The organism is Vibrio sp. 10N.286.52.F8 (genome assembly GCF_041468745.1).
GTDB classification, from domain to species: domain Bacteria; phylum Pseudomonadota; class Gammaproteobacteria; order Enterobacterales; family Vibrionaceae; genus Vibrio; species Vibrio crassostreae_C.
This window is the reverse complement of the sequence record NZ_JBFRJF010000010.1, coordinates 309,485-322,529: the sequence shown is the minus strand read 5'-3', so window position 1 is coordinate 322,529 and position 13,045 is coordinate 309,485. Positions and strand designations below refer to the sequence as shown.

General features: G+C 45.2%; 9 protein-coding genes. 5 read left to right on the top strand and 4 right to left on the bottom strand.

Translation table 11 applies throughout. The annotated features are described in order from the left end of the window. Nucleotides 1-211: 211 nt before the first annotated feature. From glnK to AB4133_RS05510, 5 genes are all read left to right on the top strand, one after another. A complete protein-coding gene (glnK, locus tag AB4133_RS05530) occupies nt 212-550 on the top strand; it encodes a P-II family nitrogen regulator (RefSeq protein ID WP_004738200.1) in 339 nt (112 codons plus the stop codon). A 27-nt stretch (nt 551-577) separates the two neighbouring features. Further along, on the top strand, nt 578-1,807 hold the full coding sequence (locus AB4133_RS05525; protein WP_017059420.1) for an ammonium transporter: 1,230 nt from the start codon (nt 578-580) through the stop codon (nt 1,805-1,807). Between the two features lie 295 nt (nt 1,808-2,102). Further along, nucleotides 2,103-3,116: a Fe(3+) ABC transporter substrate-binding protein gene (locus AB4133_RS05520; protein WP_372224054.1), complete on the top strand. Its 1,014-nt coding sequence runs from the start codon at nt 2,103-2,105 to the stop codon at nt 3,114-3,116. A gap of 244 nt (nt 3,117-3,360) precedes the next feature. Further along, nucleotides 3,361-4,986 (top strand): ABC transporter permease, encoded by a 1,626-nt coding sequence (locus AB4133_RS05515; protein ID WP_372224053.1) that lies wholly within the window; start codon nt 3,361-3,363, stop codon nt 4,984-4,986. After that, complete coding sequence (locus AB4133_RS05510) at nt 4,986-6,014, top strand: ABC transporter ATP-binding protein (RefSeq protein WP_017059417.1); 1,029 nt, start codon at nt 4,986-4,988, stop codon at nt 6,012-6,014. The genes AB4133_RS05515 and AB4133_RS05510 overlap by 1 nt, the downstream gene beginning before the upstream one ends. Before the next feature lie 150 nt (nt 6,015-6,164). On the opposite strand, the gene AB4133_RS05505 is transcribed toward AB4133_RS05510, so the two are convergent. The 4 genes from AB4133_RS05505 to AB4133_RS05490 form a co-directional block, all read right to left on the bottom strand. Continuing rightward, nucleotides 6,165-7,577: a phosphoglucomutase/phosphomannomutase family protein gene (locus tag AB4133_RS05505; protein ID WP_102319894.1), complete on the bottom strand. Its 1,413-nt coding sequence runs from the start codon at nt 7,575-7,577 to the stop codon at nt 6,165-6,167. A 74-nt stretch (nt 7,578-7,651) separates the two neighbouring features. Next, nucleotides 7,652-10,057 carry a GH36-type glycosyl hydrolase domain-containing protein gene (locus tag AB4133_RS05500; RefSeq protein WP_017066806.1) on the bottom strand — a complete coding sequence of 802 codons (2,406 nt, stop codon included), beginning with the start codon at nt 10,055-10,057 and terminating at the stop codon, nt 7,652-7,654. Nucleotides 10,058-10,184: 127 nt separating this feature from the next. After that, the gene (locus AB4133_RS05495; RefSeq protein WP_372224052.1) at nt 10,185-12,146 is read right to left on the bottom strand and encodes a beta-N-acetylhexosaminidase; all 1,962 of its coding nucleotides are present in this window, start codon (nt 12,144-12,146) and stop codon (nt 10,185-10,187) included. 12 nt (nt 12,147-12,158) lie between these two features. After that, nucleotides 12,159-13,043, bottom strand: coding sequence for an N-acetylglucosamine kinase (locus tag AB4133_RS05490; protein ID WP_102331935.1), 885 nt, complete (start codon nt 13,041-13,043; stop codon nt 12,159-12,161). Nucleotides 13,044-13,045 lie beyond the last annotated feature (2 nt).

Here is a 13,045-nt window from a genome sequence, read left to right as displayed (position 1 = left end):
GAGCTTTGAAGGCTCCGTTGCCCAAAACTGGAGCAATAAGAGCATCGCGCATTAAGATAGTGAAAAGGCTGCACCATGTTGGTGCGGCCTTTTTCGTTATTACGACCTTATTATCTTCATCTTATTTAAAATCAAGCACTTAACTTTTTGGCACGCTACTTGGATTGTAATAAGAGAATTAACGGATTAAGTAAGAATTTAAGGAACGAATATGAAATTAATAAATGCCATTGTTAAGCCATTCAAATTAGACGATGTACGCGAAGCGCTCTCTGATGTGGGTATTGAAGGTATGACTGTTTCTGAAGTGAAAGGCTTTGGTCGTCAGAAGGGACATACTGAATTGTATCGTGGTGCAGAGTACCAAGTGGATTTCCTACCAAAGGTGAAGCTAGAGATTGCTACCCAAGCTGAGAATGTTGACCGAGTTGTTGAAGCGATTAGCCAAGCGGCACACACCGGAAAAATCGGCGACGGCAAAATTTTTGTGTATGACCTAAGCCAAGCCGTACGAATTCGTACTGGTGAAATGGATGCTGAAGCACTTTAAAGAATTACAAGGACTGGAGACTTTAATATGGAACTTACAACAACAGTAACGGAACTACGTTACGCACTAGACACTTTTTTCTTCCTCATTTCAGGTGCGTTGGTAATGTGGATGGCAGCAGGCTTCGCGATGTTAGAAGCTGGCCTAGTTCGTTCAAAGAACACCACAGAAATTTTAACTAAGAACATCTGTTTGTACGCAATTGCTTGTACTGCTTTCTTAGTGGTTGGTTACAACATCATGTATGTCGACAACGGTGAAGGCGGTTGGTTGCCATCATTTGGTACTCTAATTGGTACACAAGGTGAAGGCGCAGACCACTCTCTAGAATCAGACTTCTTCTTCCAGGTAGTATTCGTTGCAACAGCAATGTCTGTAGTATCTGGTGCGGTTGCTGAGCGTATGAAGCTTTGGTCATTCCTAATCTTCTCTGTAGTACTAACAGCGTTCATTTACCCTGTTGAAGGTTATTGGACTTGGGGAGGTGGTTTCCTATCAGAAGCGGGTTTCAGTGACTTCGCAGGTTCAGGTATCGTACACATGGCTGGTGCAGCAGCAGCGTTAGCTGGTGTTCTACTACTCGGTGCTCGTAAAGGTAAATACGGTAAGAACGGTGAAATCTACCCGATTCCTGGTTCAAACATGCCACTTGCAACGCTAGGTACATTTATCCTTTGGTTCGGTTGGTTCGGTTTCAACGGCGGTTCTCAACTGATGGTTTCGGATTTTGAGAACGCAACAGCAGTAGGTCAAATCTTCCTTAACACCAACGCAGCAGCAGCAGCAGGCGCAATTGCAGCACTACTAGTATGTAAAACAACTTGGGGTAAAGCAGACCTAACAATGATTCTTAACGGCGCGTTAGCTGGCCTAGTAGCAATCACTGCAGACCCTCTATCACCATCACCTCTATTTGCTGTAGCGATTGGTTCGGTATCTGGTGCATTGGTTGTATTCAGCATCATCGCTCTAGACAAAGCTAAGATTGATGATCCAGTAGGTGCTATCTCTGTACACGGTGTATGTGGTTTCTTCGGTCTAATGGCTGTGCCACTAAGCAACGCTGATGCAACGTTTGGTGCTCAGCTAATGGGTGCAGCAGTCATCTTTGCATGGGTATTCGGTGCTAGCCTAGCAGTATGGGCGGTGCTTAAAGCAACAATCGGTATCCGAGTAACGGAAGATGAAGAACTTGAAGGTATGGACATGCACGATTGTGGTGTCGGCGCTTACCCTGAGTTTGTATCAGTAAAATAATCAACAGTCGTCGCCTAATCTGAATGGGTTAGGTTGGACAAAGAAAGCCCCGCAACTCTTGTTGCGGGGCTTTGTTGTATTTACGGTTGCACAATATATAAACACGAACGTTGAAGTTAGGCTCATTGTTTAAGAGGAACGACAAGACACAAAGTTGAAATGGTTTGTTACAAAAGTGAGAGTTTGAATGGTCTGAGTAGACGGATTTTTTGTTGGTCGTCATTGTAATTATGTTAATGATGAATATAATAACGCAACTGATAGACATTATCATTTCGATATAAAGGATTTTACAATGAAGAAACTGCTAACACTTTCAGCTCTAGCGTGTGGTGTAATTGCCCCGACAGCAATGGCTGCGGAAGAAGTAAACGTATACTCTTACCGTCAACCTTTCCTAGTTGAACCAATGTTCAAGGAATTCACAAAAGAGACTGGCATTAAAGTAAACGTTAAGTTTGCTAAAAAAGGTTTAGCAGAAAAGTTAGCTCAAGAAGGCGAATACAGCCCTGCAGACGTAGTGTTAACTGTAGACATCAGTCGTCTATCTGAGCTAACTAAACAAGGTTTAGTTCAGTCTGTTGAAAGCGAAGTTCTTGAAAAGAATATTCCTGCTCAATACCAAGATACAAACAATGAGTGGTTCGCTCTAACAACACGTACACGTAGCGTTTACTCTTCTCGTGACCGTGTTGGTCGTCTAGGTGAGGAGTTTACTTACGAAGATCTAACTAAGCCTGAATTTAAAGGTAAGATCTGTACGCGTAGCGGTAAGCACCCATACAATGTTTCTCTAGTATCTTCGATGATCGCTCACAAAGGTGAAGCTGAAACGAAAGAGTGGCTAGAAGGCGTAAAAGCTAACCTAGCACGCAAGCCTCAAGGTAACGATCGTGCACAAGTTAAAGCGATTAAAGAAGGCCTATGTGATGTTGCTCTTGGTAACAGCTACTACCTAGGCAAGATGGTTAACGATAAAGAGCAAAAAGCTTGGGCTGACGCTGTTTACATTAACTTCCCTAACCAAGAGACAACGGGTACTCACGTGAATATCTCTGGTATGGCAATGGCTAAATACTCTCCAAACGAAGAGAATGCCGTTAAGCTAATGGAATTCCTATCGGGTAACACAGCACAAAGCATGTATGCAGAAGTGAACTATGAATACCCAGTGAAAGCTGATGTTAAACCTTCTGAGCTTGTTGCTTCATGGGGTGAATTCAAAGCGGATACTATTTCTCTAGACGAAATTGCAAACCACCACGCGGCTGCAATCAAGCTATTAGACGAAGTTAAGTTCGATCTTTAATTTATTACTGTAGGCTTCGGCCCAAGTAAAATGACAACCTCAAGTCGCCATTTTCGGTCACTTGGGGTTGTTTGTTTTGGAAAATCACTTTTTGATACAAAGCTCGCCGTCGATCCCTTGAGTTATTAGCATCTCACCTTGAAGTCATTACAGTATATGGGTATAAATAACCCCACCATTAAAAGGACATGAGATGTATTTGCAAATGCATTTGTGTTTCATTAAGCCTCTTTGTAGTTAGGCGATGAAAGAAAAGAATTATTTATGGAACACCAGTAGCGGCATTATTGCTGTATTACTGGTTTTACCGATCTTAGCGATTTTTACGACGGCTGTTGGAGAAACAGATGAGCTATTTTCTCATCTGATGTCCACAGTAATGCCCACCTATGCTTACAATACGGTGGTTTTAGTCATGGGAACCTTATTCCTGTCTTTGGTTTTTGGTATTCCGTCTGCTTGGATTATGGCAATGTGCCGTGTTCCGGGAGAGCGGGTTTTGCAATGGGCGCTAGTACTGCCATTAGCAATGCCAGGCTATATTGTTGGGTATATATTCACCGATTGGTTCGACTTTGCTGGGCCTGTTCAAGTTCTACTGCGAGATCTTACTGGGTGGGGACCCGGTGAGTATTGGTTCCCGGATATTAGAACCTTATCTGGTGCTATTATTGTTCTGTCTCTCGTTCTCTATCCTTATGTTTATTTGCTGTGCCGCGCGGCATTTATGGAGCAAAACGTCTCCTTATTACAATCTGCTCGTTTGCTAAAATGCTCGCCTTGGGAAAGCTTCCGTCGTATCTCCTTACCACTTGTTCGTCCATCAATGGCGGTAGGTCTATCGCTTGTTGCGATGGAAACTATCGGTGATTTTGGTACCGTGAGTTACTTTGCAGTCAACACTTTAACGACAGCGGTTTACGATACCTGGTTAGGTTATTCAAGTTTAACGGCTGCTGCGAAAATATCGGCAATTATGCTAGTTATCGTGATCCTACTGTTGAGTTCAGAGCGCTACAGTCGTCGTAAACAGAAACTGTTCCAGAATCAATTCAGCAGTCGTGAAGACTTTCGTTACGACCTTTCTGGTTGGAAAAAATGGCTGGCACTATTCTGGTGCTGGGGATTAGTTTGCGTTGCGTTCTTATTCCCTCTTGGCCAGCTCATTATTTACGCCTACAAATATTTTGCTCAAAGCTGGACCCCTGAATTCAGAGAATATGCCATCAACAGCCTTTACGTTTCGGTAGCTGCTGCGATTATTGGCGTGATTATCGCGATGATTGTTAACTTTAATCAACGCGTTAGTCCGAGTAAGAAAAATCAGGCTTATATGCGTCTCGCTTCGATGGGCTATGCCGTTCCAGGCACCGTGTTAGCGATTGGGGTGATGGTACCTGTTTTGTTCATGGATCACTTGGTCAATGACATTGCGAAAGTGATGGAGTGGGGGCGACCTGGTTTGATCTTCTCTGGCTCCATGTTCGCGCTAATTTTTGCCATGGTCGTACGTTTCTCTGCAGTGGCAATTGGCAGTATTGAAAGCAGCTTGAGTAAAGTATCCCCTTCATTGGATATGGCCTCAAAAACCATGGGTTGCAATACCAATCAGATGTTACGCCGTGTTCATTTACCTTTGATTAAACGTGGCGCATTGATCGCTGGCTTACTGGTGTTTATCGAATCAATGAAAGAGTTGAATGCGGCCTTGCTGCTGCGTCCTTTCAACTTCGAAACATTGGCGACTTATGTTTATAACTATGCCTCAGATGAGCACCTAGAATTGGCGGCGATGCCTGCTGTATTATTGGTGTTGGTGGGTTTAATTCCTCTAATCATCGTAAACCGTTCCTTGGAGCAGAAAAACTAATGAGTTGTGCATTATCAATTAAAGATCTGACTTGTAAGTATGAGTCGCAAACCATTTTGGAAGCGCTCTCGTTAGAAGTTGAGCATGGTGAAATTGTTTGTCTTCTTGGTGCGAGTGGCTGCGGTAAAACGACCTTACTGAAGGCGATTGCGGGCTTACTTCCATTGAGTAGCGGTGTGATGAGTTTGAACTGTCAAACCATTGATGATGGCGAGAATTGGTTGCCACCAGAGCAGCGTAACATTGGTATGATTTTCCAAGATTACGCCCTGTTTCCGCACCTGACGGTAAACCAGAATGTCGGCTTTGGCTTGAAAGACCTTTCTGAGCAGCAAAAGAAAGACAAAGTTCAAGAGATGCTGGAGTTGGTTCACTTAGATGAGTACGGTGACCGCTACCCACACCAACTTTCAGGTGGTCAACAACAGCGTGTCGCTATTGCTCGTTCTTTGGCGTACAAGCCAGACTTGCTACTGTTAGATGAACCATTCTCAAACATCGATACTCAGGTTCGTCATGAGCTGATTTCTCAGATTCGCAAGATTTTTAAGAAGCAGGGTGTTACAGCTATCTTCGTAACTCACAGCCGTGAAGAAGCGTTCGCATTTGCAGATAAAATGGCAGTAATGAACCATGGTGTGATTGAGCAGTATGGTTCGGCATCTGAGTTGTATTTCCATCCTTCAAGTAAGTTTGTTGCAGACTTTTTGGGTGGCGGTAGCTACCTCAATGCACAGCGTATTTCGGAGCATGAATTTGAAACCAGTTTGGGTATGGTTGAAGCCAAACCGCAAACGGAGATTGAGTTCGGCAATACATGTGAGCTTCTGCTAAGGCCCCAGCATATCCAAGCAAGTTACGAGCAAGATAGTGCTATTTCGGTGCTAGAACAGCAATTTATGGGTGATCACTGTCGTTATGTAATCGAAGCGCATGGTCAGAAGTTATTAGCAACCTCGTCAGAAGCACTTGAAGTGGGTATGCCGGTCAACGTAAAAGTCGATACCAAAGGCGTATTGGCTTTTTAAAGAGATATAACGCGATACTAATCGTTACAAGAATCGCGATAAAAAAGCCCAGCACTTTAATCAAAGTACTGGGCAAGAGTTCTTCACTTATAGGCTTTAACAAGGCAGTGATTTGTTAAGTCCCATACAAAACTGCTGCACTCTATAAGCCTATAGAGAGAGGAAGTCTTTCACTTTTTGAAGAACACGTTCTGCAGTGTCTTTATCTTCCATTTCTGCGAAGATTCGCAGTAACGGCTCTGTTCCTGAGAAGCGAGCAATCACCCAACCGCCATTCTTGAAGTACACCTTGGCACCATCTTCATAGCTGACTCTTTCAATTTCGTATTCAAATTCAGGCAGTTGCTTCTCGACGTAGATCTTAGTGTAGAGCGCTTCTTTCTCTGAAGGTTTAAACTTATAATCGCCTTCTGCGGTGTAGGCATAGCCATATTTAGAGTAAATCTCATCAAGTAATTCAGACAGCTTCTTGCCTGTCACACTGATCATCTCAACCAGTAAGCTTGAAGCAAATACGCCATCCTTACCTTTGATATGACCACGAATGGTTAAACCCCCCGAACTTTCGCCGCCAATCAGAGAGTCATCGGCCTCCATTTGTGAGCTGATGTGCTTAAAGCCTACAGGAACCTCAAAACTCTTCTCACCATGATCCGCCGCGACTTTATCCAGTAGATGTGTGGTTGCGATGTTACGAACGACAGAGCCCTTCCAACCTTTGTATTCCAGCAAGTAGTAGTAAAGTAGGAGTAGTACTTCGTTAGGGTGAATGAAGTGACCTTTCTCATCGATGATTCCCAAACGGTCAGCATCGCCATCAGTACCAATACCAATGTCATAGCCTTCTGCTGCAACTAAGTGCTTCAAGCGATACAGCGTTGCAGCATTTGGCGACGGCATTAAGCCACCAAAATCTGGGTTTTTGCCATCGTTGATGACGTCGACATCACAGCGACCGTTAATCAGCACGGTTTGCAGAGCGTTTTTCGCCACACCAAACATTGGGTCGATCAGCACGCGTAGATTCGCTTTCTTAATCGATTCAATATCGATGGCATTAATGATGGAATCAACAAAGGCGTTCATCGGGTTGATGATTTCGATCTCTTTGTCATTCAACGCTTGCTCGAAATCGACACGAATAATATCTTCGTTGGTCAGTGTTGCGATTTGCTGTTCGATCTTCTCTGTGATGATCTCATCAGCATCACGGCCACCTTCAATGAATACCTTGATGCCATTGTAATCGGCTGGGTTGTGAGAGGCGGTAATACACGCCGAGTAGGTGCATCCCATCTCTTTTGCTTGGAACATCACGATAGGTGTTGGAACAAACTTATCGATGAAGCTTACTTTGATGTTGTTCGCCGCAAGTACTTCTGCAAACCAACATGCGGCTTTATCGGAAAGGAAACGACGGTCATAGCCGATCACAAACCCATTCTTGGCTGCATCTTCGTTGTTGATGATGTTAGCGAGTGCTTGCGCTACCAAACGGACGTTTTCTCTAGTGAACTCCTCACCAATGAAAGCGCGCCAGCCACCTGTACCAAATTTAATCATTAGAAAATCCTTTTAGTCTCATTGTCTCAAGCCTGTAAAGAATTGAGACAAGAGCTGTTCGTTAAATTGCGTGACTAGCCTAGAACAACGACAACATCGTTCACGCTGCCTTCTGCTTGTACTGGGATAGCGCCTTCAACTGATTCACCATTGATAGTGATAGAGGCAACGCCTTTGCTTACTGCATTCGGGTTTTGCACTGTGATGTTGTAAGTTGCGCCACGCCATTGACGAGTAACCTCGAATTCTGGCCAATCAGTCGGGATACAAGGATCAACCGTTAATCCTTCGAAGCCAGTACGAACACCTAGAATGAAGTTGGTTACCGCAAAGTAAGCCCAACCAGAGGTGCCTGTTAACCATGGGTGGTTTGCACGGCCGTGGTCTTGGTGGTCTTTACCCATGATGAACTGCACGTACGAGTATGGTTCTGCGTAGCGTGTTTCAATCATGTCATTTTGGTTGTATGGGTTTAGTGCGTCGTAGAATTTCATCGCACGGTCACCACGGCCTAGCTTCGCTTCTGCCACCCAGGCCCATGGGTTAGGGTGAGAGAAGATTGCGCCGTTCTCTTTTACGCCTTGGTAAACGCGAGTTACGAAGCCGATATCATCGTTTGGTGTTGCAAATGATGGAGAGTTTAGGTGTAGGCCGTATTCAGAGAATAGGTTCTCATCGACTGCGTCCATCGCTTTCTCACCGCGTTCTTGAGATACCGCACCAGATAGAACCGCGAGCGTGTTTGACTCAAGGTGCACACGACCTTCAGCTTGTTGTGCTGTACCGATCTTGTCGCCATTTTTAGTCAGACCACGGATGTACCAGCCGCCTTCGTCATCCCAAAGGTGCGTTTCACACGCTTCGCGAACGTTAGCTGCCATTTCAGTGTATTTCGCAACATCAGCATCGTTATTACGGAACTTAGCAAGATCTAGGAATTCTTGTAGCGCCCAGAAGTGTAGGAATGAAACCATTGAAGATTCACCACCACCTAGGTTCAAACAGTCATTCCAGTCAGCTCGAAGACCTTTACAGATACCCGTTTGACCCACGTATTCAGCAGAGAAGTTCAGTGCCGCTTTCATGTGTTCATAAACTGTCGCCTCGCCACCGTCTGCGTATGGAATCACTTCATCGAAGAAGTCGTGCTCACCGGTTTCCATTACGTATTTGATAATGGTCGGAACGATCCATAGGTGGTCATCAGAACATGTGTCTTCAATGCCGTGGATCTTGTCGTCATCTGACGGTGTTGGAACAACTGTTGGTGATTTTGATGGCTCAACGTCGGCTTTCTCTGGATCGAACCAGTCAGGATCGAACAAGTGTAGACCGTAGCCCGCTTTCACTTGGCCGCGAAGCAGGTCGATAATACGTTTCTTGGTCATTTGTGGGTTGGCATGGGGTACTGAAATAGCATCTTGAGCCGTATCACGGTAACCAAGACCAGTACGACCGCCAACTTCGATGAATGATGCAAAGCGTGACCAAACCACACAGGTTTCCGCTTGGTATAGCGTCCACGTGTTGATCATTGTGTCTAAGCCTTCGTTTGGCGACTTAACTTGGAATTTGTTGCAACGCTCGTCCCAGTGATCTTTGATGCCTTGGAAAGCGGCGTCTACGTTTGCTGTGTCTTGGTACTTCTCACGTAGGCGTTCACCGTTGCCTTTACCGATACCGAGTACATACGCAAAGCGAACTTCTTCACCGGGTTGAATCGTAAATTGCTTGTGCAGAGAACCACAATGGTTGTAACAAGTTTGAGCGCTGTTAGAACACTTACCGTTTTCAACCGCAATTGGATTTGCTTCATCACGGTACATACCAAGGAAGTTGTCACGTTGGCCATCGTAGCTGTCTGGTGAGAAAGTTGAAGCTAGGTAGTAGAAGCCTTCAAAGTCGTTAGTGTTGTAGTACAGGTCGTATTCCAGAACACCTTCTTGGTAAGACGTGCCCGCAGAGTACAAAGACATCTGATGGTTTTGATTGTCTGATTGAATATGGCTGAAAGAGAACTCAACAAACGAGAAAGTGCTGATAGTACGTGGCTTGTCAGTGTTGTTCTTTAATACAACGTCCCAAACTTCTGCATCTTCACCCTTAGGTACGAATAGCGTCTTGGTTGCGGTAATGCCGCTGTATTCACATTTGAATTTTGAGTATGACAGGCCGTGACGAACTTCGTAGTTCGCTTCATCTAGGCTCTTTGCCACTGGTTGCCAAGAGATAGACCAGTAATCACCTGTCTCATCATCACGCAGGTAAACATAGTGTCCTGGGCGGTCAAAGGTGCCGTTTGGACGGAACTTAGTAACACGGTTGTATTCCGGAGAATTGTAGAACGAGTAACCGCCCGCATTGTGCGAAATCACGGTACAAAACTTTTCAGTACCTAGGTAGTTTGTCCAAGGTGCTGGTACATCAGGGCGAGTGATGACGTATTCGCGATTGTCGTTATCGAAATAGCCGTATTTCATTGTCATTTCCTTTTTAACAAACTGCATCTATGCAGCTAATTTTTAAATAGTGATGCTGAGTCGTATCTAACTGAGCACCTTAATTTGAGTCAGCAACCACTCGATATGAGTGTCGCTTTGGTTTGTTTTATTGAGCTTTCCAAGGGTTGCGATAATCAACATTGAGTTTGTCGAGTAATAGCAGATGCCCCTTTAGGCGAGATAGGTAATCTAGCCAGTTTCGGTTGTTTTTATGTGTCCAACATCCTTCAGCTAAAGCGCTAATTCTTGGGAATACCATGTAATCCATACGCTTTTGGTTGGTGACGATCTCACACCATAGAGCACACTGAATTCCGCGGATCCGCTTACGAATTGGGTCGGTGTCGGATATCTCAGCAAGTGCTTCGTAGGTATAAGCTTGTTCTAATGGGATAACGGCAGCCCAATCTACGCCCGGTTCTTCCGGTGCATAATCTTGGGTCATGTCGAGATAGGTAAACTGTGCAGGTTGCAACACCACATCAAAGCCTTGGCGAGCGCAATTGACAGCCGCTTCTTCACTGAGCCATGAGTAGATGATGGTCTCTTTACTCACTTTGTCGCCGTGCTGTGCTTCTTCCCAGCCGACCATGCGTTTGCCGAGTTGCTTAAGCTTGTTTTCGGCATAGCGGAATAGGTGACCTTGTAGGTCTTTGCTGTCTTGGTACTGGTGTTCTTTCATCAACGCTTGAGCAGCAGGGCTGTTGCTCCACACTCCCGGTGGCACTTCGTCTGCACCCATGTGAATTAATTCGCTCGGGAACAGCTCTGCGACTTCTTCAATAACTGCATCTAGAAATTGGTAAGTGCCTGGTAAACCTGGGTTTAGGACGTTGTCGTTGTAGTGCTGAATGCTTTTGTATTGAGTAGTGTCAGCTTGCTCTACCAACATGTCAGGCAGTGATTTGATTGCGGCACGGCAGTGTCCCGGAATATCGATCTCTGGGATCACCGTGATGCTGCGTTGCTCTGCATATTCAATGACTTCACGAATTTGTTGTTGCGTGTAGAAGCCGCCGTAGTTTTCCGCAATGTGGGTATATTGCGGCTCTAGTGCATGATCAGGGCCACGCCAAGCGCCAATTTCTGTTAGCTGTGGCAGGCTCTTTATCTCAATTCTCCAGCCTTCATCATCGGTGAGATGCCAGTGAAAAACGTTGAATTTGTAGTGCGCCAATTGGTTGATTAAACGCTTCACTTGATCCACTGAGTGGAAGTGACGAGCGCAATCCAACATCATGCCGCGGTACTTAAAGCGCGGTTGGTCGGCTATCTTACAACATGGTAGAGAGAAGTTCTCTGCGTCCAGTTGTTGAACTAGTTGAATCAAGCTTGCCACAGCGTGTGTAAAGCCCGACTGGCTGCCTGATTCAGCAATAATCTGTTGTGCAGTGATGGTCAGTTTGTATTCGGCTTCATCTAACGTCGGGTTGCTGCGAAATAGAATGTTGCCGCTTTCGTCTTTTGAAAGTTCAGCTGAAAGCGCGGTCGAAAGAGACAGCTCAAAGGTCGAGAGCAACTCTTGCTGGAACCAAGAGACTGCCTTATCAGCAAGATGAGATTGAACCTCAATTCTGCAGTCGTTATTTAGCGCGAAGTTACTTAGCGCGAAACTACCTTGCTGAAATTCGATCTGATTAGGCTGAGGAATCAATGCAATCTCAGCAGCGTTAACTTCAGGTATTTGATTGCGTTCACGGTATGGCGAAGCCAGTACTATGGGTGATATCGCGACAGGCAGTACCGATGTTTCTCCATCATTATGTGACTGGATAAAGGCATCGTTAAGGCCATCAGAATAGAAGCGGAATGGTGCGCTTTGAATACTGAATTCAAGGTAGTAATGGTTGTTGGCCTGTAACACTGACGAACTTGGTGTGAATGAGCAAAAGCTGCCAACTTGAGTCAGCTCTCCTTGCGATAAACTCTCTGGAAGGATGAAACGATCAAATGCAAAGTGCAGAGACCAATCTTTTACGTCGAGGTCACTTAAGTTATGTACCGTAAGGCCAAATCGGCAGTTATTTTTTTGTTCAGAAAGAACAGCTAAGTCGATGCGATAATTCATATAACTTCCCTGCTAAGCCTGTTGATACAAGTTGTGTTGTGGTTTTCCGGCAAACATCAATGCGCCTTCAATAGCGTCGAATTGAGGTTTAACGATCCATTGTTGTACTGGTGGTGATAGCCAGTTGAGAATACGCTCAGCGATACTTCCCATTAAGCACACCTTGTCAGCGCCTTTTCGATGCAGTGCTAAGACAAACATTTCGATATCAGCCGCGGTCTGCTTGAGCATATCGATAGCCAGTTCGTCACCTTCGTTAGCGAGTTGAAAAATAACTGGTGAGAATTGACCGTAATCCTTTGGAATAGCACCTTTTGACCATTCGACAATGGCATCCACATCATTATTAAAGTGATTCATCACATGTAGAGTCAGCGGGGTTTTGTTGCGAATACCGTCTTCTGCAAGCAAGACTTGTTGAATCAAACGTAAGCCCATGACTGCGCCGCCGCCTTGATCTGAAATCGGAAATTCACGACCGCCAACCACATGTTGCTCACCGTCTTTTAGGAAGATACCGCAAGAACCCGTACCACCGATCATGATTGCGCCGTCTTGGCCATTGTGAGCACCAATGCAAGCGCCATAAGCGTCGGTATTTAGTGTCATGCTTGCGAAAGGGTGTGGTTGAGCCATGAAGTCGAACCATGCTGATTTTTGCTCAGCGCCAGCCAGCGCTAGGCCAACATGCATATTTGAAAAATGGTCTGAGTTGAGTTGCCCTTGTTGTGCCGCTTTTGTGATGGCATCAATAATTGAGCTCATCGCAACATCAACACCCAAAAGGATGTTGCCACTGCCACTTTTCGCTTCACCAATCAGTTTGCCTTGAGCGTCACGAATACGAGCACGACAAGAAGTACCACCACCATCAATACCGACGTAGTAAAGAGTCATGA